The organism is Streptomyces sp. NPDC001020 (assembly GCF_053599115.1).
In genome coordinates, this window is record NZ_JBSFLQ010000036.1 from 43,372 (window position 1) to 62,577 (window position 19,206).

The following is a 19,206-nucleotide window of genomic DNA, read 5'->3' on the forward strand; positions in this document are numbered from 1 at the left end:
GGGTGGCGTCCCCCGTCTTCGGCGCCTGGTTCCGCCCGGTGGAGGACGGTAGGTGCGCTCTCTCGAAGGGCGCTCGACCCTGGCTGGGACGCGGGGGATCAGCGCCCCGTCGCCCAGCCGACCCGCGGCCGGGCGCGGGCCGGCCGGCCCCAGGGGGCCCGCGGCGCGTCGTCGGCCTCGTCGTCGCAGTTCTCCAGCGCCCGCAGCCGGGCCATCAACACGCCGGTCAGAGCGGCCAGTTCATGCGCGTCCGGCCGTCCCCGGACAATGACGAAGGTCGGCTCTGCGGCGCCGACTTCGGTGGGTTCGGTGGGCTCGTCCATGGGGTCGATGCTGGGGGCGCGCGCTTGAGGGACGCTCGGGGGTGGGACGCGCGGGGTGCGCGGAATGGGCGGAGAGGAAGGCTCGGGGCCGAGGGGCGCGCGGTGCCCACTCGCGCCCCGTTGGGGGGCCTTCGCCCGTGAGGCGCAGCGGTCAGCGATACTCAGGACGCCGACAGGGGGCGGGCCGGCTCCTCGGTGACGCTCGCCGTGTTCGCCAGCCGGGCGCGCCGGGCGCGGTAGGCGTCGCTGTGCCGGGTCCGCTCGCACGCGGCGGCGTCCTGCCACGACAGCAGCCCCATGTAGGAGTACGCGTCACTCACCGAGCGCAGCAGATCGCTGCCGCCGAAGGCCTCGTCGGACACGCACTGGCCGACCAGGGCACCGAAGTCCAGCTCGAAGCGCTCCGGATCGTCCGCCACCCGGGCCCGTACGAGGATCAGCCGGGCGGCCTCCGTCGGGGTGCCGGAGCCGGCCGCCCCCGCCATCCGCCCCACGCTGACCAGGATTTCCGACTCCGTGCGGAGCATGGACGAGAGCCTGTGCGCGCCAGAGAGAGCGGCCGGGTCCTGGTGCACCACCCGCAGCAGACTGTCCAGTCCGGTCCACTGTTCCAGGTGCACAAAGCTGCCGGGTCGTTCGGTCAGGGTCGCGGTCACCCGGGAGACGAGGCCCTTGCGGGACTCCCGGTAGCGGGCGTACCCGAGGAGTTCGCGGTCCAGCCCCGGCCGGGCGGACGTGGCCGTGAAGCGCTCGACGACGGTCAGTTCCCGCTCGCGCTGGTACACGGACCGTTCACCCCTCTCTGACTTGGCGCCTGCACGCGCCCGGGACATCCGACCACACGTCGCTCGAGTCCCACTCGAGCGCGGGCCGCGCGGCCAGCGCATGCCGTTCATGTGTGCGAGGCGCGAGAGTTCCTCGAGGAGCTGCCGAGTAGATGCGGCGATCGTGTCTTTTTCCACCTCAGAAGGGACGGCACGAGATGTCCGCAACAGCAAGGAGCGACAGCACGGTCGCCCGAGGCGTACTCGAGCGGCTGGTGCGGCCGGTCTGGAACTCCCTCGTGATCTATGGCGCCATGTGGCTGCCCGTGGACGAGAACAACCCGATCGTGCAGCACTACCGGTTCGCCGGTCGGCCGGCTGCCCGGCCGGTCACGCCGTTGACGCCGATCACCCCGCTGAAGCCGGTTGCCCGGTCCGGCGGAAGCGAAGGCAATGAGTCTGGCCGGACGACCTTGAGCGCGTCTTGAGCCATGGCGGTCGGGCAGGCAACCGCGGGAACGGGGACGAGGACGGAGACAGGTCATGACGACGGCGGTGGACACGGTGAGCTCCTCGGAAGCCGCTGTGCAGGAACGCATCGCCCGGCTCGAACACGACCTCGGAGACCTCGACGACCTGGGCAATCCGCTCGGCGCCCAGCAGTTCCTCGCTGCCGACGAACAACAGCGGCTGCTGCCGGCCGCCGAGCGGCTGCTCGACTCCTTCGGTCTGAACGCCGAGTTCGTGCCCACGGAACTGGGTGGGCGGCTCGACCGCCTCGACGCGCTGGGCCGGGTGTTGCGGGCCGTCTTCCGGCGGGACGCGGCACTCGGCCTCGGCTACGGCTGGACGTCGTATCTGGCCGCCGCCGTGGTGTGGGCGGGCGGCAGCCCGGATCAGCGGCGGGCCACCACCGACCTGTTGCTCGCCGGGGGCCGGATGGCCTGCGGCTATCCGGAACCGCCGCAGGGCAACGACTTCCTGCGCAACGCGCTCACGGCGGTGCCGGACGGCGCCGGGCACCGGCTCAGCGGCCGCAAGGAGGCCGTCAACAACGCCGCCCGCGCCGGGGCGCTGGTGCTGTTCGCCGACACGCCCGAGGGGCCGAGCGCATTCCTGACGCCCGGGCCCGGGGTGGGGCCGGGGCAGCCCGGCCCCGGGCCGGGAATGGCGCTGCTGCCACGCCGACGGACCGTCGGCGTGCGCGGCTGCGCCATCCAGGGCCTGACGTTCGACGACCATTGGCTGGGCGCCGGACAGCTCGTGTCGGCAGCCGGCGACGGGGCACGGCTGGCCGAGCGCGTCTTCCCGCTCACCCGCAGCGCCGGTCTGTCGATGGCCCTGGGCTGTACCGACACCGCTCTGCGCACCACCACCGCCTTCGCCCGCTCGCACCGGCTGCGCAGCCCCGCTTCGCTGCACTCCGCCCGCACGCGTACGGCGCTGGTGAACGCCTTCGCCGACCTGCTGGTGTGTGACTGTCTGTCGCTGGTCGCCACCCGGGCGGTCCACCTGCTGCCGCGCGAGTGCGGGACGCTGGGCGCGGTGGCGAAGTATCTGCTGCCGACGATCCTCAACGAGACGATGGACGACCTGTCGATCGTCCTCGGCGCCGAGGCCTATGCCACCAGCGGCAGTTACGGGATCTTCCACAAGACCGCCCGCGACCTGCCGATGATCGGCCTCGGCAGTGCGGGCGCCTCGGCCAGCCGGACCGTGCTCATCGCGCAGCTGCTGCGGCTGCCCGGGCTGACCGTGCCCGTGGACGGCGCCGGACTCGCCCCGCTGTTCCGGCCGTTCGACGCCGCTCTGCCGCCCTGCGAGGTGTGGGAGAACGTGCACCCGGCCGACCAGGACTCGCTGCTCGGCTCCTTGGAGGAGTCGGCGCGGCACGCGGGCGGGCCGCTCGGCGAGGCCGCCGGCGTGCTGGTCGACCAGCTGCGGGTGCTCCGCGAGGGCTGTGCCGAACTCGCCGCGCGGCCGGTCGGGGAGCCGGTCAGCCCGCGCGCGTACGCCCTGGCCGACCGGTACGCCCTGCTGGTCGCCGGGGCCGCCTGCCTCGGCGTGTGGCGCCACCGCCCCGCCGGTGGCTTCCTCGCCGACCAGGCCTGGGCGGCCATGGCCCTCGCCCGGATCGCCGGCCGCCTCGACCGCGCGGCTGTCCGTATGCCGGAACAGGCCGCGGACCGGCTCCTCGCCGAACTGCTGCACCGCTTCGACGACGCCCGCAGCTATGACTTGTACGCGACGGCGATCGGCCGTTGAACACCGGAGGTACCGCCTCATGCGCCCCCTCGTATCCACCCCGCCCCCCGCGGCGCCCGGGCTGCGGCCGTTGCGGCAGCGGGGGCCCGGGGAGTCCTGGCAGTCGGTGCGTCGCGCGGTGGTCGCGCGGGGCACCTGTGTGATTTACGCGGATGTCGACGACTGGCTGCCGCACGACCTGGACTCGCCGCGTCTCCTCGACGATCTCGGGCTCGATCACCGGCGGTTGCGGCGGATGCCCGCGTCCCGGAACCGGGACCGGTTCGTCGCGTCGCGGCTGCTCCTGAAGTCCGCGGCCGCCGCCGTGCTCGGCACGCTGCCCCGTGAGCTGGAGCTGGCGTACAAGCCCGGCGGACGGCCCTTTCTGCGGGGGATCGACCTGCTCGACGTCAGCCTCAGCCACACCGAAGGGCTGCTCGTGGTGGGCCTGACCCGCTTCGGCCGGCTCGGGGTGGACACCGAGCCGGCCGACCGTCGCATGCTGGACCTCGGCACGGACGTACGGGTGTGCACCCCGTACGAGTTGGAGGCGCTCGACCTGGTGCCACTGGCGCAGCGCAACCGCGAGCTGGTGCGGCTGTGGACGCTCAAGGAGGCCTACAGCAAGGCCATCGGGCAGGGGCTGCGGTTCCGTTTCACCGAGTTCGGCTTCGGGCCGCGCGACGCCCGGATGCGGATGCTGCGGCCCGATGGCACACCCGGCACCGGGCAGGAGTGGTCCTTCCACAGCTGGCTGGTCGAGGACGCCTACACCGTCAGCGCCGCCGTCTACGACCCCGGATTCGGCGACCGCGAGCAGGCCGGCGCCGTACTGCCGCTGCTCCCGGCCCTCCCCGACCCGCGCTCCAGTACGAATTGAGCCGGTACCGAGGCCCTGCGGTGACGCTCGGATCGCGCATCTGACCGAAAAGGTGCGGAGCGAAGGGGGATTGGGGTGCAGCGCTATCTCGCGGTCCGGCCGGTGTGCGGCGTCGACGGCATCCGGCTGTTCTGCTTCCACCACGCCGGCGGCGGCGCCATGAGCTTCGCCGGCTGGAGTCGGCGGGTCGGCCCCGGGGTCTCCGTACTGCCCGTGCGGCTGCCCGGCCGGGAGTCCCGGCGCAAGGAACCCCGGATCACCGACGGCGCCCGGCTGATCGAGGAGCTCGACGCGGACCTCGCACCGCTGCTCGACGAGCCGTACGCCTTCTACGGGCACAGCCTCGGCGCCCTGGTCGCCTACCGGTTCGCCGAACACCGGGTGCGCACCGGGCAGCGGCCGCCGGAGCTCCTCGCGGTCGGCGCCTGCTCCCCGCCGCAGCTGCCGTCGCTCCTGGTGGACGCGCTGCTGACGCCCGGACTGCCCGACGAGGAGCTGATCCGGCACCTCGGCGACCACGAGAGCATCCCGGCCGCCCTGCGGAACCGGCTCGCCTGGCTGCACGGCACCCTCGCCACACTGCGCGCCGACCTGACGCTCGCGCAGAGCCTGCGCTCCACCCCCATGACCCCGCTGCCCAGCCCTGTCGCGGCCTACGCCTCGGAGGTCGATCCGCTGGTCTCCACCACTGAGGTCCGCGGCTGGGAGCACTGCACCACGGCCCGGTTCACGTTCCGGACCGTCCTTGGCACGCACTTCTTCGTCCGCGGCCGGGAAGTGCCCCGCGCCGTCGGCGAGGCGCTGCGCTGCGAGGCGGCGACGTCCGACGTGACGCCGTATCCGGCCGGCTGATCCCGCAACCCGAAGGAGATCCACGCGCATGGACATCAGCGTGCTCGGCCCGTTCCGGGCCACCCTGTCCGGGGTGCCCGTGCACCTCACTGCCGTCAAACCGCGCAAGGTCTTCGCGCTGCTCGCCCTCCAGGCGGGCCAGGTCGTCTCGGTGTCCTCGCTGGTGGAGGAAGTCTGGGGCGAGAGCCCACCGCGCAGTGTGCAGACCACCCTGCAGACCTACGTCCTGCAGATCCGCAACGCCATCGCGGCCGCGATCGACGGCAACGGCGCCGGACTGCCGAACGGCGCCAAGAGCATCCTTGTCACCGAGTCCGGCGGCTACCGGCTCGACGTGCACGGCGGCCTCCTGGACGCGCACGAGTTCGACGCGCTGTCCTCGGCCGGTCACCGTGCCCTGGACCACGGCGACTGGGCCGAGGCGTCCTCGTTCCTCGGCCGGGCGCTGTCGCTGTGGCACGGCCACGCGCTCGCCGACGTGCAATGCGGCCCACTGCTCGAGGTGGAGGCCACCCGGCTCGACGAGTCGCGGATGAGCGTCCTTCAGCGCCGGATCGAGGCGGACCTGAGGCTCGGCCGTCATCATGAACTCGTCGGCGAGCTCTCCGGACTCACCTCGCGGCACCCGCTGCACGAGGCGATGCACGAGCAACTGATGCTCGCGCTCTACCGGGTGGGCCGCCGCAGCGACGCCCTGACGGTCTACCGGCAGCTGCGCCGCTGCCTGAACCAGACCCTCGGACTCGACCCCTCGTCCAGCGTCGAGCAACTGCACCGCGCGGTGCTCGACTCCTCGCCGCAGCTCGATCTGGACACGCCGTCGCACGCCGGCGGCCCCCTGCTGGCGCGGGCCAACTGACCCGTCGAGCGGGCCGACCGGCCCCTCGAACCGACGGGTCCGTCGAAAACCGACGGACTCGTCGGCCGGCCGACCCGTCAAGCGAACCGACCCGTCAAGCGACCCACCCGTCAAGGAAGTGAGAGGAAGCATCGTGAGCGACATGACCCTGTCCGAACTCGGCGAGCTGCTGCTCGAATGCGTCGGTGCCCCGGAGGAGGGCATGGCACTGGAGGGCGAGGAGGCCCTCGACACCCCGTTCCTGGAGTTCGGCTACGACTCCCTCGCCCTGCTCCAGGTGACGAGCGTGATCAACCGTCGCCACGGCATCGTGCTCGACGACGACGCCGTCAGCGAGGCCGAGACCCCGCGGATGCTGCTGCAGATGATCAGCGTCGCGCCGCGCGCCGGGGCGGTCCGGTGACCTCTCCCACCGCACAGCGGGTCGTGGTGACCGGCGGGACCAAGGGCATCGGCCGGGCGACGGCACTCGCCTTCGCCCGGGCCGGTGCCCGGCTCGTCGTCTCCTACGGCCACGACGGCGAGGCCGCCAAGGCACTCGGCGTCGAACTGGACGCGCTCGGCGCCGACTTCGAGACCGTCCAGGCCGATCTGACCACCCGCGAGGGCGCCGAGACGCTCGCCCGCGCGGTCACCGGCCGTTTCGGCGGCGGCGGTCTCGATGTCCTGGTGAACAACCTGGGTGTCGACGGGCACACGCCCTTCGGGCAGCTCTCCGACGCCGAGTGGCGCCGAGTGCTCGACCACAACACCACGTCCGTGTACCTGGTCACCCAGACCCTGCTCGGCGCGCTGGCCGAGGGTGCGTCCGTGGTCAACATCGGCGCCTCCGTGGCGCTGCGCGGCCGCCCCCTCGGCGTCCACTACACCACCTCCAAGGCGGCCCTGATCGGCTTCACCCGGGCGCTCGCCAAGGAACTCGGCCCGCGGGGCATCCGGGTCAACCTGGTAGCGCCCGGCGTGACCGAGACCGAGCCGGGCGCCGGACTGCCGCCGCAGCTGGCCGAGAAGCTGGCCGGCCTCACCGCGCTCGGGCGGCTCGGCCGCCCGGAGGACGTGGCGGGCGCGGTGCTGTACCTCGCCGGGGCGTCGGCTGCCTACGTCACCGGCACCACCATCGAAGTCGACGGAGGGATCTGAAATGCCGTACGCAGCCATCACCTACCGGGTCAAGCCCGGGTACGAGGACGAGATCGCCGAGATCTTCGGCAACTTCCAACGGGTCGACACCCCGAACTTCACGGGCACCGACGGCGAGCAGGCCGGCCGGCTGCTCGGCACGGCGGTGTTCGTCAAGGACGACATCGTCGTCCGGGTCATCCACTACGAGGGCGACTTCGCGGCCATCGGCCGGCACATGGCCGCCCAGCAGGGCGTGCACTCCGCGGAGGACGCGTTGGCGCCGTACCTCGCCGAGGAGCGCGACACCAGCTCGCCGCAGGCGTTCGCCGCGTACTTCCGCGACGCCACCATGCGCACCGTGGCCCAGCTGACCGTGGACACCCACCCCGCGGGGGCCTCGGCGTCATGACCGACGTGCTGGCCGTCGCGGCCCTGCTCGGCAGCGGTCTCACCGCCGGAGTGCTGTTCGCCGTCGCGCTGAGCGTGCTGCCCGCGCTCTTCGCGATGGAGACCGGCACCTATGTGTACGCGCACAAGCTGCTCGGCCGGAACTGGGACCCCACCATGCCGGTCATCGTGCTGAGCAGCATGCTGGTCGACGTGGCGTTGGCGGTGGTCGCCGACAGCGCCGCGCGGCCGCTGTTCGTGGTGGCCGCGGTGCTGATGCTGAGTGTGTCCGGGGTGTCCCACCTGTGCAACGTACCGATCAATCGTCGGGTCAAGGCGATCACCGACCCGGCCGTCATCCCGGCGGACTGGGAGGACCCCCGTCCGCTGTGGCGCCGCTTCCACTATCTGCGGACGACCCTGTCCGTGCTGGCCCTGGCGGCCAACGCAGCCGCGGTGACGGCGATGTGAGCGCCGCCCGCACATGAGGGCGCGGGGCACGGTCTTCGGACCGTGCCCCGCGCCCTCATGTGCGTCCCCGGGCTGTTCACCCGGCCGGAGAGCAACTGCTAGGCAGCGGCTGTCGGGACGTCCCGCGCCGAGATCTGGGCGACGGTGTTCAGCAGGCTGCGCCGGAACGTGGCCACGAAGCCCTCGACCGTGTCCGTGTCGCGCGGCTTGGTCAGATACGGCTTCAGCTTCTGCTCGACCTCGCGCACGCCCGGCTGCATCGCCATGTGCCGGGCCACGGCCTCCAGGTCGCCGGTGTACTCGATGACCCGGACCAGTGTGTCGTCGCGCAGGAAGACCGCGGTGGCCAGGATCGTGCCGGCCTCCTGACCGGCGGCGTTCTCGACCCGGCTGCCCTTGACCCGCCGGAAGTTGCCGAAGATCTCGGTGAGCTCCTTCTCGTAGCCCGGCTTGATGTCGTATGTGATGGCTGCGAACGGCATGCGCTCTGCCCCTTCTCGGGTGACTTCTCGGGTGGACCGACGGTCCGCGGCGCCCAGCACAACCGTCCTGCCTCGGGTCCCGCTCGAAGCACCCTCACTGGACAGTTCTTCGAGCGGCGCTCCAGACCGCGGTGCGACCTTCCGTTGCGACCACCGACCCGTTGGGAGGCGCCACGTGCACCGCACTCTGATCGTCGCGAAGCTCCGGCCGGAGAAGACCGACGACATCGCCAGGATCTTCGAGGACTCCGACTCGACCGACCTGCCGCACATGATCGGCGTCGATCGCCGCACCCTCTTCAAGTTCCACGGCCTGTACTTCCACCTGGTCGAGGCCGAGCAGGACATCGGCACCAACCTCTACCGGGCTCGCAGCCACCCGCTCTACGACGACATCAACACCCGGCTCGCCCAGTGCGTGGAGCCCTACGACCCCAACTGGCAGGAGCCGAAGGACGCCATGGCCGAGCCCTTCTACATCTGGACCAAGGACGGAGGACGGATCAAGTGACCACCGCCATCACCCGCAACGTGAAGGTGGCCGTCGACGACGTCGAGGCCAACACCAAGCGCGGCGGCGACATCCGCGTCACGCTCAGCCCCAAGACGGTCGGCTGCACCTCCGGCTTCGGCGGCACGCTGACCATGGAGCCCGGTGACTACATCACCGAGCACTACCACCCGTACTCGGAGGAGTTCCTGCACGTCGTCGAGGGCACCCTGGAGATGACCCTGGACGGCCGCGAGGTCGTGGCGCTCGCCCCCGGCGACTCCCTGTGCGTGCCGATCGGCGTTCGCCACCGCCTGGTCAACACCGGTGAGATCACCGCCCGGTGCGCCTTCCATCTGTCGCCGCTCGCGCCGCGCCCCGAGTTCGGCCACGTCGACACCGAGCAGGCCCAGCACCCCGACCGGGCCAACCCCGACGTCGGTGGTGCCCGGTGACCCGACGCGCCGTCATCACCGGCATCGGCGCCGTCGTGCCGGGTGGCGTGGGCCGGGAGGCCTTCTGGGGAACGCTGTCCGAGGGACGGACCGCGACCCGGCGCATCTCCCTGTTCGATCCGGCGGCGTTCCGCTCGCAGGTCGCCGCCGAGGTGGACTTCGACCCGGCGGTCGCCGGCCTCACGCCCCGGCAGGTCCGCCGCATGGACCGGGCCGCCCAGTTCGCCGTGGTCTCCGCCCGGGAAGCGATCGCGGACAGCGGCATCGAGCTGCCGGCCGTCGACCCCGGGCGGGTCGCGGTCTCCCTGGGCAGCGCCGTCGGTTGCACCATGGGCCTGGAGGAGGAGTACGTCACCCTCTCCGACAGCGGCCGCAAGTGGCTCGTCGACCACGAGTACGGCGTGCCCCACCTGTACGGCTACATGGTGCCCTCCACCCTCGCGGTGGAGGTCGCCTGGGAGGCCGGGGCCGAGGGACCGGTCGCCCTGGTCTCCACCGGCTGCACCTCGGGTCTCGACTCCATCGGGCACGCGGTGCAACTGATCGAGGAGGGCACGGCCGACGTCGTCATCGCCGGCGCCACCGACGCCCCGATCTCCCCGATCACCTCGGCCTGCTTCGACGCGATCAAGGCGACCACGCCGAACAACGCCGATCCGGAGCACGCCTCCCGTCCCTTCGACGGGGGCCGCGACGGCTTCGTGCTCGGCGAGGGCTCGTCCGTCATGGTGATCGAGGAGCGCGAGGCCGCGATCGCCCGCGGGGCCCGCATCTACGCCGAGATCGTGGGCTTCGCCGGCCGCAGCAACGCGTACCACATGACCGGTCTGAAGCCCGACGGCCGCGAGATGGCCGAGGCCATCGGCGTCGCGCTCGACCAGGCCCGCCTGGACCCGACCGCCGTCGACTACATCAACGCGCACGGCTCCGGCACCAAGCAGAACGACCGCCACGAGACGGCCGCGTTCAAACGCAGCCTGGGAGAGCACGCGTACGACATCCCGGTCAGCTCGATCAAGTCCATGGTCGGCCACTCGCTCGGCGCGATCGGCTCCATCGAGGTCGCGGCCTGCGCCCTCGCTCTCGACCGGCAGGTCGTGCCGCCGACGGCCAACCTGAAGACCAAGGACCCGCTCTGCGACCTGGACTACGTGCCGATCACCGCGCGGGAGCACGCCATGGACGTGGTTCTCACGGTCGGCAGCGGCTTCGGCGGCTTCCAGAGCGCGATGGTCCTCGCGCGACCCGGCACCGCCGCGGCCGCCGCGGGACGGGGGGAGTGACCATGAGCACCTCGACCGCGCCCGTCATCACGGGCCTCGGCATCTACGCGCCCACCGGCATCGGCATCGAGGACCACTGGGCCTCGGTGCTGGCCGGCAAGTCGGGCATCGGGCGCATCGCCCGCTTCGACCCGACCCCCTACCCGGTGCGCCACGCCGGGCAGGTACCGGGCTTCGAGGCCGGCCAGCAGGTCCCGGGCCGGCTGATCGTCCAGACCGACCACTGGACGCACTTGGCGCTGGCCGCCGGCGAGGCCGCCCTCGCCGACTCCGGCGTCGACCTCACCGCCGTACCCGAGTACGAGATGGCCGTCGTGACCTCATCGTCCTCCGGCGGCACCGAGTTCGGTCAGAAGGAGATGACCGCGCTCTACCAGAACGACCCGAGCTGGGTGGGCGCCTACCAGTCCATCGCCTGGTTCTACGCGGCCACCACCGGTCAGCTCTCCATCCGGCACAAGATGCGCGGCCCGTGCGGGGTGTTGGCCTGCGAGCAGGCCGGCGGCCTCGATGCCATCGGGCAGGCCCGCCGCCTGGTGCGGCGCGGCTCCCGGCTCGTGGTCACCGGCGGTACCGACGCCTCGCTGTGCCCGTACGGCCTGACGGCCCAGCTCAGCACCGGCCGGCTGTCCACCGTCCAGGACCCGGAGCGGGCGTATCTGCCCTTCACCACCGAGGCTGCGGGCTACCTGCCTGGCGAAGGCGGGGCGATCCTCGTTCTGGAGAGCGCCGAGGCTGCCGCCGAGCGCGGCATAGGCACCGGCTACGGGCGGGTCCTCGGCTACGCCGCGGGCTTCGACCCGGCGCCCGAGTCCGGCCGGCCGCGCGCCCTGCGCCGCACCGCCGAACAGGCGATCGCCGACGCCGGGCTCACCCCCGCCGACATCGACGTCGTCTTCGCCGACGCCGCCGGAGTGGCGGCCGACGACCGCGACGAGGCGGCGGCCGTCACCGCCGTCTTCGGCCCGAACGGCGTCCCGGTCACCGCACCGAAGACGCTCACCGGCCGGCTGTACGGCGGCGGCGCGCCACTTGACGTGGCCACCGCACTGCTCGCGCTGCGCGAGGGTGTCATCCCGCACACCCCGCACGTTCAGGCGCTCGCCCCGGGCCTGGACATCGACCTGGTCACCGCGGCCCCACGGGAGCTGTCGCTGTCGCACGCGCTGGTCCTGGCGCGCGGCCACGGCGGTTTCACCTCGGCCCTGGTGCTCGGCCGCTGATCCCTGCTGCGACGACCTGCGGACGTCGTCCGGACGCCCCGCAGACGACCTACGGAGTTCCCATGGCTGGACACACCGACAACCACATCGTCATCGACGCCCCCATGGACGTGGTCTGGGAGATCACCAACGACGTCCCCAACTGGCCTGACCTCTTCAGCGAGTACGCCTCCGCCGAGGTGCTCGAGCGCGACGGCGACACGATCGTCTTCCGCCTCACCATGCATCCGGACGAGGACGGCAACGTCTGGAGCTGGGTCTCCAAGCGGACCGGCGACCCGGCCACCCGCACAGTGCGCGCCGAGCGCGTGGAGACCGGCCCCTTCGAGTACATGAACATCTTCTGGGAGTACACCGAGGAACCCGGCGGCGGCGTGCGCATGCGCTGGGTCCAGGACTTCCACATGAAGCCGCAGGCCCCGGCCACCGACGGGGCGATGACCGAGCACCTGAACGTCAACACCAAGGTGCAGATGAATCTCATCAAGGAGCGGGTCGAGGCCGTGGCCCGGGCCGGCGCCCGCTGAGGAGCCACCCGTGCTGAATCTTCTCGCCCCCCTCCTGCTGCTGCTCAACGGCCTCGCTGCCGGAGTCCTGTTCGGTACCCAGCTCGGCGGCTTCCCCTATCTCGCCTCGCTGCCCACCGACCGCTACGTGCACGCCCACGCGTTCTTCGGGCAGCGCTACGACCCGGCGATGCCGATCTGCCTGGTCGGCACCTTCGTCCTGGACGTCGTGCTCGCGATCGGGGCCGCCGACACGGCGGCGCGGACCCTGTTCGCCGTGGCGGGTGTGCTCGCCGCGGCCACCGCGGGGATCTCGCTCACCAAGAACGCCCCGGTCAACCGGTGGATGCGGACCATCGACCCGGAGAACCTGCCGGAGGACTTCCAGGACCCGCGCGGCTCGTGGGGCGCCTGGAACCGCCGCCGCAGCCTGCTCACGATCGTGGCGCTCGTCGCCAACTGCGCCGCGCTCGGCTTCCTGCTCTGACCGCTCGACCGCTCCGATCGCTCCGACCTTCCCACTGCTGTCAACGGAGGAACACCCATGGATCTCGGCCTCAAGGGCAAGAAGGCCCTCGTCACCGGCGGCACCCGCGGTGTCGGCCGGGGCGTCGTCCTGGCGCTCGCCCGCGCCGGCGTCGACGTCGTCACCTGCTACCAGCGCGACAGCGAGTTCGTCGCCTCCCTCGAGCACGAGTTGAAGGAGATCGGCGGCGACCACCACGTGCTGCGCGCCGACCTGTCCAAGCCCGAGGAGATCGCGAGCCTGCTCACCCGGGTGCGCGAGCTGCACGGCGACCGGCTCGACCTGCTCGTCAACAACGCCGGCGCGATCAGCCACATCCCGTACGCGGAGCTCCCGCTGGAGGAGTGGCAGCGCATCTTCGACACCAACGTCACCGGCGCCCACCTCGTCGTCCAGCACGCGCTGCCGCTGCTCGGCGAGGGCTCCTCGGTGGTGTCGATCGGCTCCCGCGCCGTCGAGGCCGGCATACCGCTGCGCGCCCACTACACCGCCACCAAGGCCGCCATCGCCGGCCTGAACCGCTCCCTGGCCAAGGAGTTCGGCCCGCAGGGCATTCGCTTCAACATCCTCGCGCTCGGTGTCATAGAGACCGAGAACTTCCACAACATGCCCGAGGAACAGCAGAAGCTGATGGCCGAGCGCTACGGCGCCAAGACCGCCCTCGGCCGGCTGGGCACCCCGGACGAGGTGGCCGGCGCGGTGCTGTGGCTGGCCAGCGACCTCTCCCGCTACGTCACCGGCAACACCATCGGCGTCGACGGGGGGATCTCCTGATGAGCTTCCGCGTGATGCTCCGCATGGAGATCGAGCCCGGCAAGGAGGCCGACTTCGAGAAGGCCTGGCTGGCGGGCACCGAGGCGGTCACCGGCCACCCCGCCAACCTGGGCCAGTCGCTGTCCCGCGAGGCGGGCGAGGGCCCCGGCAGCACGTACGTCATCGTCAGCGACTGGGTGGACGAGCCGCGGTTCCGGGCGTTCGAGGACAGCCCGGCGCACCTGGAGCACCGGGCCACCCTGCACCCGTTCCGCAAAGGCGGCACCTTCCACGTCATGGAGGTGCTGCACGGCATCGAGGGCAGGGCGGCCACCGATGCCCGGTGAGACCGGGGGCCAGGTCCGGGTCGTGGTCTACCAGGCCGCGTACGACGACGAGCAGCTCGCCCAGGTCCGCGCGGCGTACCACCGGGTGAGCGAGCGTCTGGCGGGGGTGCCCGGGATGCTCGGCAACGAGCTGCTGCGCAGCCCCGCCGACCCGACCGCGCTCGCCGTGATGAGCCGCTGGGAGTCCATGCAGGCCTTCCTGGCGTGGGAGGCGGGCGCCGACCACCGCCAGGACACCGCCCCCCTGCGGCCCTTCCGTGACACCCGTACCGGTGTCCCCTTCGCCGTCTACGAAGTGGACGCCGCGTACTGAGCGCACTGCGGGCACCGCCTGTGTGTCCTGGCACCCCGGCGCCCTCACGTCCCGAGACCATCCGCCCAGTGAACGGAAGAGAAGAGAACTCACCATGGCACAGCGTCAGTTGGCGTTCATCGGCCTCGGCAGCATGGGCGGCGGCATGGCCCATCGGCTGCTGGAGACCGGCTACACGCTGACCGTCTTCAACCGGACCGCGCGCAAGGCCGCCCCGCTCGTCGAGGCGGGCGCCACGCTCGCCGATGCCCCCGAGCGCGCGGCGGAGGGCCACCACGTGGTACTGCTCAGCCTCAGCGACGAGAACGCCGTCGAGGAGATTCTGTTCGACCGGGTGGTGCCGGTGCTCGCGCCCGGCAGCGTCATCGTGGACACCTCCACCGTGTCCCCGGGCTTCGCCCGCGAGGCGGCCGCCCGCCTCGCGGACAAGGGCCTGCGCCGGGTGGAGGCCTGTGTCGTCGGCAACCCGCTGCAGGCCCGCAAGGGCGAGCTGCGGGTGTTCGTGTCCGGCGCGACCGAGGACCTGGAGGAAGTGCGTCCGGTCCTCGAGGCCATCGGCAGCGAGGTCGTCCACGTGGGCGTCCCCGGGGCCGCGACCAGCCTCAAGCTGATCCTGAACCTTCTGCTCGGCGCCCAGGTCGCGGCCCTCGCCGAGTCCGTCGCGTATGGCACCGCGGCCGGCCTCGACCGCGACCAGCTCATCGGTGTCGTCGCCGCCAGCGGCTTCAGCTCGCTCGTCATGCGCTTCCGCGCCGACCTGATGCTCAAGCGGAGCTACGAGCCGGCCTTCTTCCGCTCCGAGCTGATGGAGAAGGACATCCGGATCGCCCTGGAGGCCGCGGCCGAACAGGGCGCCGCGATGCCCGTCCTCGGCGTTGTCCGCGAGCGGTTCGCCGAGGTCCTCGCGGCCGGCGACGGCGACAAGGACGCGTCCGTGCTCGTTGAACACCAACCGAGGCAAGGAGGGTGACATGGTCCTGAGCACGACCCGGAGCACGCTTCGGAACACCGACGTCCTGGTGGTGGGCGGAGGGCTCGCGGGCCTCTCCACAGCCGTCTTCCTGGCCCAGTCGGGCGTGGACTGCCTGCTGGTGGAGCGGCGACCCGAACTGTCCGGACACCCCCGCGCCCGTGGGGTCCATCCACGGGCGATGGAACTGCTGCGCGCCGCCGGCGTCGAGGACGAGCTGCGTGCGACGCCCTCGGCTCGGAGGCTCGCCGGCAACTCCGGCGTGATCGCGGCCGATTCTCTGGCAGGCCCCGAACTGGGCGTCCTCGACGAGAAGTACGTCATGGACGTGGGCGCAGACATCGGCCTGCTGTCCCCGACCGGCTGGTGTCTGTGCCACCAGGGCGAGCTGGAGGACGTGCTGCGCGGCCGCGCCGAACGCCTCGGCGTCGCCCTGCGGTTCGACACCGAACTGGTCTCCTTCGGCCAGGACGACGACGGGATCACCGCCGAGGTCCGGGACCGGACCACCGGCGCCGAGCGCACCCTCAAGGCCCGCTATCTCGTCGCCGCCGACGGCGCCCACAGCGACATCCGGCACACCCTCGGCATCCCCTTCGGCGGCGAGACTCTCGGGCACTACGTCAACATCCACTTCTCCGCCGACCTCACCGAAGCGCTCGGGGGCCGTCGGTTCCTCATGTGCTACACGGTCAACGACGAGATGCGCGGCGCCCTGATGCCGCTGGACAACGCCTCCGAGTGGCTGCTGCACGTGGCGTACGACCCGGAGGACACAGAGCTCGGGTCGTTCACCGAGGAGCGCTGCACCGCCCTGGTGCGGGCCGCCACCGGGGTGCCGGACCTGGAGCCGGAGTTCCGCTCCGTCTCCCCGTGGGAGGGCGCGGCCCGCACCGCGGGCCGGTTCCGCGACGGGCGGGTGTTCCTGGTCGGGGACGCCGCCCATGTGATGCCGCCCAGCGGCGGCTTCGGCTCCAGCACGGGCATCCAGGACGCGCACAACCTGGCCTGGAAGCTGGCCGCTGTCCTCGACGGCTGGGCGGGGGAGACGCTGCTCGACAGCTACGACGAGGAGCGCCGGCCCATCTGCGAGGCCACCGTCGAACAGGCCGTCCTGCGCAGCCAGGACCGGCCGCGGCTCACCGAGCGACCGGGGGAGCGGCCACCCACTCACCCGGGCATCGTCGAGGACGCCCAGGTATGGCTGTCCTGGCGCTACCGCTCCTCGGCCGTGACCTCCTGGGACGAGGGCGTGCTACCCGGCTACGGCGTCTGGTCCGCCGAGAACGACGGTCGGCCGGGCGGCCGGGCCCCGCACCTGCGGGTGCGCCGGGGCGGCGCCGAACTGTCCGTCCTGGACCTGTTCGGCGACGGACCGGTACTGCTGACCGGGCCCGACAACCGCCCCTGGCAGGAGGCGGCTCGGGTGGTCTCGCACGACCTGGGCGTGCCGCTCGCGGTGTACGGGATCGGCGCAGAGCTCGTCGACGTCGACGACCGCTGGCCGGAGCTGTACGGGGTGACGGCGCAGGGCGCGGTCCTGGTACGGCCGGACGGAGTCGCCGCCTGGCGCTGCGCGGAGGCGCCGATCTTCGCGGAGGACACGCTGCGCGGGGTGTTGGCACGGCTTCTGGGACGGGAAGCGGAGGAGAGGGAACAGTGACCCACAAGGTGATCCTCCGGATGGAGATCCACCCGGAGAAGGCGGCGGACTTCGAGCGGACATGGCAGGAGGTGGGCGAGGCCATCTCCCGGGAGCCGGACAACCTGGGCCAGACGCTGGTGCGGGACACCGAGGAGGAGGGCGTGTACTGGGTCCTCACCGACTGGACGGACGAACCGCGGTTCCGTGCCTTCGAGCTCAGCCCGCAGCATGTGGAACACCGCCGCAGGCTCGGTCCGTACCGCCGGGGCGGCGGGATGAACGTGACGGAGGTGGTCCGCCACATCGACCCCATGGCGGCCGCCTCCTGACACCGGCCGCCCCACCCACGAAGGGCCCCGTACCGCACCGGGCGGTACGGGGCCCTCGGCCGTACCCGGAAGGCGCTGCCGACGACCCGCAACCTGGGCGGTGCCCACCTGCACGGGCCGCGCACCCTGCCCCCGCGACGAGGCACCCCGCACCCCGCCCTCCTGGTGGCCGGTGCCCTTCGCTCGCCCTCCCGGCGGCGAGCCCAGGGCACGACGAGCCCCGGCCACCGATCCGATCGGTGGCCGGGGCGCAGGAGCGGTGCGCTCAGTGGGGCGCCGTCTCCGGCACCGCCGGTTCCCGCGCGGGCTTCTTCGCCGCGGCAGTCTCCGCGGTGCGGCGCGCCGGACGGGGGAGGCCGAACCGGAGCAGTACCAGAGCCACCACGTACATCGTCAGCTGGCAGCCGAGGGCCCAGCCCACGGCCGATGTCGAGCCGACGGTGTCCTGGGCGAGGCCGTAGAACACCGTGCCCACCAGGGCCACTCCGAACGCGTTGCCGACCTGGCCGAACGTGGAGAAGACCCCGCTCGCCGAGCCGATGCCGCCGCGGGACATCGCCGAGAGGGTGATGTTGTACAGCGGCGGGCTCAGCAGACCCATGCCGGCGCCGCAGAGGATGAGGCCGGGCAGGATGTGCAGCGGGCGGAGCGCGATGCCCTGGGCCACCGTCAGCCACAGCAGTACGGCGGTGCCGAGCGTCATCAGCAGGGCGCCCGTCTCGAGCAGGGAGCGCCCGAGCTTGCCCGTGAGCGGCACCGACGCGCCCGAGGCGAATGCCGCGGACAGCGCGAACGGCAGCAGCGTGAAGCCGGTCTCCTTGGCGGTGAAGCCGAGCCCGTCCTGCAGATGGACGACGTACACCAGGAAGAAGGACGCGACCGCGCCCATCACCAGGAAGTTCACCGTCGCGCCGGCCGGGAAGGCCCGCCCCCGGAACAGGTCGGGCGTGAGCAGTGGGGTGCGTCCGGCGCGCTCGGCCCGGCGTTGCAGCGGCGCCAGCCCGGAGAGCACCGCAAGACCCACCAGGGCCAGCGGAAGGAGAAGCCACGGGCGGCCCGTCTCGCGCGCCTCCACCAGCGGCACCAGGAGCAGCAGCAGACCGGCGGTGGCCACGCCCACGCCGGCCAGGTCGAGCCGGGGGGCCCGGGTTGCCCCGCCGGCCCCGCCCCGTTCGGCCGGCAGCCAGCAGGCCGCGAAGACCAGGGCGATCGCCCCGACGGGCAGGTTCACCAGGAACACCGCCCGCCAGCCGAGCCCGAACAGGTCGGCGTGCGCGAGCAGTCCGCCGAGCACCGGCCCGCTGCACGTGGCCAGGGCGATCGTGGCCGCCTGCACCCCGAACGCCGCACCGCGCCGCTTCTCCGGGAACAGCAGGATGATCACCGGTGCGATCTGCGGCGCGAGCAGCGCGGCGGACAGGCCCTGCAGCACCCGCGCGGTGATGAGCACCCCGGTGCCGGGGGCTGCGGCGCACAGCGCCGAGGCGGCCGTGAACGCGACGATGCCCCACAGCACCAGCGGCCGCCGCCCGTAGGCGTCGCCGAGCCGTCCCGCCGTCACGAGCAGCAGCGCGAAGGGCAGACTGTAGCCGGCCAGCAGCCACTGCACGGCCGTGTCGGACGCGCCGAGCCCGTCCTGGATCGACGGCGCGGCGATGCTCACCACGGTCACGTCGAAGGTGTGCAGGAACCCGGCGAGAAGGACCGCGCTCAGCGCCAGCCAGGAGCTGCGCGGCACGGTCGGATGAGTGGTCACGTACGCCTCCTCGAGAGCCACGAACGATGACGTCGGCGGCGACGTCTGCGGCACTGTCCCGGGCGCGCGCGGAGGACGGCTCGAGGATCGTTCGGGGCCGGACCCGCGGCCTGCGGTATCCAGCGGGCCTCAAGCCGGGTGCGTCCGCCGCGCGACCGTGCCACCGGATCCTGCCGGGGACTCTTCAGGCTTTCTTCGGCTTCCTCAGACAGACGTAGACGAGAGG

Annotated in this window: 25 protein-coding genes; 21 read left to right on the forward strand and 4 right to left on the reverse strand. The window is 72.3% G+C overall.

Annotated features, from left to right (window positions below; all coding sequences use genetic code 11):
• Positions 1 to 98: 98 nt before the first annotated feature.
• Positions 99 to 323 carry an acyl-CoA carboxylase subunit epsilon gene (locus ACWDEX_RS28530; protein WP_450467106.1) on the reverse strand — a complete coding sequence of 75 codons (225 nt, stop codon included), beginning with the start codon at positions 321 to 323 and terminating at the stop codon, positions 99 to 101.
• Between the two features lie 161 nt (positions 324 to 484).
• Positions 485 to 1,108: a hypothetical protein gene (locus ACWDEX_RS28535; RefSeq protein WP_450467107.1), complete on the reverse strand. Its 624-nt coding sequence runs from the start codon at positions 1,106 to 1,108 to the stop codon at positions 485 to 487.
• A gap of 197 nt (positions 1,109 to 1,305) precedes the next feature.
• Between ACWDEX_RS28535 and ACWDEX_RS28540 the strand changes: the two genes are divergently transcribed.
• The 9 genes from ACWDEX_RS28540 to ACWDEX_RS28580 all read left to right on the forward strand — a co-directional run bounded on the left by ACWDEX_RS28540 (position 1,306) and on the right by ACWDEX_RS28580 (position 7,902).
• Positions 1,306 to 1,575: a hypothetical protein gene (locus tag ACWDEX_RS28540; RefSeq protein ID WP_450467109.1), complete on the forward strand. Its 270-nt coding sequence runs from the start codon at positions 1,306 to 1,308 to the stop codon at positions 1,573 to 1,575.
• A gap of 55 nt (positions 1,576 to 1,630) precedes the next feature.
• Positions 1,631 to 3,352, forward strand: a complete 1,722-nt coding sequence (locus tag ACWDEX_RS28545) for an acyl-CoA dehydrogenase family protein (protein ID WP_450467111.1) — start codon at positions 1,631 to 1,633, stop codon at positions 3,350 to 3,352.
• Positions 3,353 to 3,371: 19 nt separating this feature from the next.
• Positions 3,372 to 4,211, forward strand: coding sequence for a 4'-phosphopantetheinyl transferase family protein (locus ACWDEX_RS28550; protein WP_450467113.1), 840 nt, complete (start codon positions 3,372 to 3,374; stop codon positions 4,209 to 4,211).
• A 75-nt stretch (positions 4,212 to 4,286) separates the two neighbouring features.
• Positions 4,287 to 5,063 carry a thioesterase II family protein gene (locus ACWDEX_RS28555; protein ID WP_450467114.1) on the forward strand — a complete coding sequence of 259 codons (777 nt, stop codon included), beginning with the start codon at positions 4,287 to 4,289 and terminating at the stop codon, positions 5,061 to 5,063.
• Between the two features lie 28 nt (positions 5,064 to 5,091).
• Entirely contained in the window at positions 5,092 to 5,922 is an 831-nt protein-coding gene (locus ACWDEX_RS28560) for an AfsR/SARP family transcriptional regulator (RefSeq protein ID WP_450467116.1), read from the forward strand.
• Between the two features lie 142 nt (positions 5,923 to 6,064).
• Positions 6,065 to 6,325, forward strand: coding sequence for an acyl carrier protein (locus ACWDEX_RS28565; RefSeq protein ID WP_450467169.1), 261 nt, complete (start codon positions 6,065 to 6,067; stop codon positions 6,323 to 6,325).
• Positions 6,322 to 7,062, forward strand: a complete 741-nt coding sequence (locus ACWDEX_RS28570; RefSeq protein WP_450467118.1) for an SDR family NAD(P)-dependent oxidoreductase — start codon at positions 6,322 to 6,324, stop codon at positions 7,060 to 7,062. Before ACWDEX_RS28565 ends, ACWDEX_RS28570 begins: the two co-directional genes overlap by 4 nt.
• Before the next feature lies 1 nt (position 7,063).
• Positions 7,064 to 7,453 (forward strand): SchA/CurD-like domain-containing protein, encoded by a 390-nt coding sequence (locus tag ACWDEX_RS28575; RefSeq protein ID WP_450467120.1) that lies wholly within the window; start codon positions 7,064 to 7,066, stop codon positions 7,451 to 7,453.
• Positions 7,450 to 7,902 (forward strand): anthrone oxygenase family protein, encoded by a 453-nt coding sequence (locus ACWDEX_RS28580; RefSeq protein WP_450467121.1) that lies wholly within the window; start codon positions 7,450 to 7,452, stop codon positions 7,900 to 7,902. Before ACWDEX_RS28575 ends, ACWDEX_RS28580 begins: the two co-directional genes overlap by 4 nt.
• Before the next feature lie 98 nt (positions 7,903 to 8,000).
• Here the strand turns inward: ACWDEX_RS28580 and ACWDEX_RS28585 are convergent, their stop codons facing one another.
• Entirely contained in the window at positions 8,001 to 8,384 is a 384-nt protein-coding gene (locus ACWDEX_RS28585) for a SchA/CurD-like domain-containing protein (RefSeq protein ID WP_450467123.1), read from the reverse strand.
• Positions 8,385 to 8,559: 175 nt separating this feature from the next.
• On the opposite strand from ACWDEX_RS28585, the gene ACWDEX_RS28590 reads away from it, so the two are divergent.
• The 12 genes from ACWDEX_RS28590 (at position 8,560) to ACWDEX_RS28645 (ending at position 17,224) form a co-directional block, all read left to right on the forward strand.
• Positions 8,560 to 8,895, forward strand: coding sequence for a TcmI family type II polyketide cyclase (locus tag ACWDEX_RS28590; RefSeq protein WP_450467125.1), 336 nt, complete (start codon positions 8,560 to 8,562; stop codon positions 8,893 to 8,895).
• Positions 8,892 to 9,329, forward strand: a complete 438-nt coding sequence (locus tag ACWDEX_RS28595) for a cupin domain-containing protein (protein ID WP_450467127.1) — start codon at positions 8,892 to 8,894, stop codon at positions 9,327 to 9,329. Before ACWDEX_RS28590 ends, ACWDEX_RS28595 begins: the two co-directional genes overlap by 4 nt.
• Positions 9,326 to 10,612 (forward strand): beta-ketoacyl-[acyl-carrier-protein] synthase family protein, encoded by a 1,287-nt coding sequence (locus ACWDEX_RS28600; RefSeq protein WP_450467129.1) that lies wholly within the window; start codon positions 9,326 to 9,328, stop codon positions 10,610 to 10,612. The genes ACWDEX_RS28595 and ACWDEX_RS28600 overlap by 4 nt, the downstream gene beginning before the upstream one ends.
• Positions 10,613 to 10,614: 2 nt before the next feature.
• Positions 10,615 to 11,835, forward strand: a complete 1,221-nt coding sequence (locus tag ACWDEX_RS28605; protein ID WP_450467131.1) for a ketosynthase chain-length factor — start codon at positions 10,615 to 10,617, stop codon at positions 11,833 to 11,835.
• 62 nt (positions 11,836 to 11,897) lie between these two features.
• Positions 11,898 to 12,362 carry an SRPBCC family protein gene (locus tag ACWDEX_RS28610; protein ID WP_450467132.1) on the forward strand — a complete coding sequence of 155 codons (465 nt, stop codon included), beginning with the start codon at positions 11,898 to 11,900 and terminating at the stop codon, positions 12,360 to 12,362.
• Between the two features lie 10 nt (positions 12,363 to 12,372).
• On the forward strand, positions 12,373 to 12,828 hold the full coding sequence (locus tag ACWDEX_RS28615; RefSeq protein ID WP_450467133.1) for an anthrone oxygenase family protein: 456 nt from the start codon (positions 12,373 to 12,375) through the stop codon (positions 12,826 to 12,828).
• 57 nt (positions 12,829 to 12,885) lie between these two features.
• On the forward strand, positions 12,886 to 13,641 hold the full coding sequence (locus tag ACWDEX_RS28620) for an SDR family NAD(P)-dependent oxidoreductase (RefSeq protein WP_450467135.1): 756 nt from the start codon (positions 12,886 to 12,888) through the stop codon (positions 13,639 to 13,641).
• Entirely contained in the window at positions 13,641 to 13,967 is a 327-nt protein-coding gene (locus ACWDEX_RS28625; RefSeq protein ID WP_450467136.1) for an antibiotic biosynthesis monooxygenase family protein, read from the forward strand. The genes ACWDEX_RS28620 and ACWDEX_RS28625 overlap by 1 nt, the downstream gene beginning before the upstream one ends.
• On the forward strand, positions 13,957 to 14,280 hold the full coding sequence (locus ACWDEX_RS28630; RefSeq protein WP_450467137.1) for an antibiotic biosynthesis monooxygenase family protein: 324 nt from the start codon (positions 13,957 to 13,959) through the stop codon (positions 14,278 to 14,280). The genes ACWDEX_RS28625 and ACWDEX_RS28630 overlap by 11 nt, the downstream gene beginning before the upstream one ends.
• 94 nt (positions 14,281 to 14,374) lie before the next feature.
• Positions 14,375 to 15,250: an NAD(P)-dependent oxidoreductase gene (locus ACWDEX_RS28635; protein ID WP_450467138.1), complete on the forward strand. Its 876-nt coding sequence runs from the start codon at positions 14,375 to 14,377 to the stop codon at positions 15,248 to 15,250.
• A 1-nt stretch (position 15,251) separates the two neighbouring features.
• Positions 15,252 to 16,913 carry an FAD-dependent oxidoreductase gene (locus ACWDEX_RS28640; protein ID WP_450467139.1) on the forward strand — a complete coding sequence of 554 codons (1,662 nt, stop codon included), beginning with the start codon at positions 15,252 to 15,254 and terminating at the stop codon, positions 16,911 to 16,913.
• Positions 16,910 to 17,224: an antibiotic biosynthesis monooxygenase family protein gene (locus ACWDEX_RS28645; protein ID WP_450467141.1), complete on the forward strand. Its 315-nt coding sequence runs from the start codon at positions 16,910 to 16,912 to the stop codon at positions 17,222 to 17,224. The genes ACWDEX_RS28640 and ACWDEX_RS28645 overlap by 4 nt, the downstream gene beginning before the upstream one ends.
• A gap of 265 nt (positions 17,225 to 17,489) precedes the next feature.
• Here ACWDEX_RS28645 and ACWDEX_RS28650 read toward each other — a convergent pair whose 3' ends face one another.
• Positions 17,490 to 18,980, reverse strand: a complete 1,491-nt coding sequence (locus ACWDEX_RS28650; protein WP_450467143.1) for an MFS transporter — start codon at positions 18,978 to 18,980, stop codon at positions 17,490 to 17,492.
• Positions 18,981 to 19,206 lie beyond the last annotated feature (226 nt).

Bases quoted from the DNA above. Each gene is read 5' to 3' on its own strand.
- ACWDEX_RS28605 (WP_450467131.1), top strand. From the start codon at position 10,615: ATGAGCACCTCGACCGCGCCCGTCATCACGGGCCTCGGCATCTACGCG.
- ACWDEX_RS28550 (WP_450467113.1), top strand. From the start codon at position 3,372: ATGCGCCCCCTCGTATCCACCCCGCCCCCCGCGGCGCCCGGGCTGCGG.
- ACWDEX_RS28640 (WP_450467139.1), top strand. From the start codon at position 15,252: ATGGTCCTGAGCACGACCCGGAGCACGCTTCGGAACACCGACGTCCTG.
- ACWDEX_RS28585 (WP_450467123.1), bottom strand. From the start codon at position 8,384: ATGCCGTTCGCAGCCATCACATACGACATCAAGCCGGGCTACGAGAAG.
- ACWDEX_RS28575 (WP_450467120.1), top strand. From the start codon at position 7,064: ATGCCGTACGCAGCCATCACCTACCGGGTCAAGCCCGGGTACGAGGAC.
- ACWDEX_RS28530 (WP_450467106.1), bottom strand. From the start codon at position 323: ATGGACGAGCCCACCGAACCCACCGAAGTCGGCGCCGCAGAGCCGACC.
- ACWDEX_RS28565 (WP_450467169.1), top strand. From the start codon at position 6,065: ATGACCCTGTCCGAACTCGGCGAGCTGCTGCTCGAATGCGTCGGTGCC.
- ACWDEX_RS28545 (WP_450467111.1), top strand. From the start codon at position 1,631: ATGACGACGGCGGTGGACACGGTGAGCTCCTCGGAAGCCGCTGTGCAG.
- ACWDEX_RS28560 (WP_450467116.1), top strand. From the start codon at position 5,092: ATGGACATCAGCGTGCTCGGCCCGTTCCGGGCCACCCTGTCCGGGGTG.
- ACWDEX_RS28540 (WP_450467109.1), top strand. From the start codon at position 1,306: ATGTCCGCAACAGCAAGGAGCGACAGCACGGTCGCCCGAGGCGTACTC.
- ACWDEX_RS28610 (WP_450467132.1), top strand. From the start codon at position 11,898: ATGGCTGGACACACCGACAACCACATCGTCATCGACGCCCCCATGGAC.
- ACWDEX_RS28630 (WP_450467137.1), top strand. From the start codon at position 13,957: ATGCCCGGTGAGACCGGGGGCCAGGTCCGGGTCGTGGTCTACCAGGCC.
- ACWDEX_RS28620 (WP_450467135.1), top strand. From the start codon at position 12,886: ATGGATCTCGGCCTCAAGGGCAAGAAGGCCCTCGTCACCGGCGGCACC.
- ACWDEX_RS28580 (WP_450467121.1), top strand. From the start codon at position 7,450: ATGACCGACGTGCTGGCCGTCGCGGCCCTGCTCGGCAGCGGTCTCACC.
- ACWDEX_RS28625 (WP_450467136.1), top strand. From the start codon at position 13,641: ATGAGCTTCCGCGTGATGCTCCGCATGGAGATCGAGCCCGGCAAGGAG.
- ACWDEX_RS28635 (WP_450467138.1), top strand. From the start codon at position 14,375: ATGGCACAGCGTCAGTTGGCGTTCATCGGCCTCGGCAGCATGGGCGGC.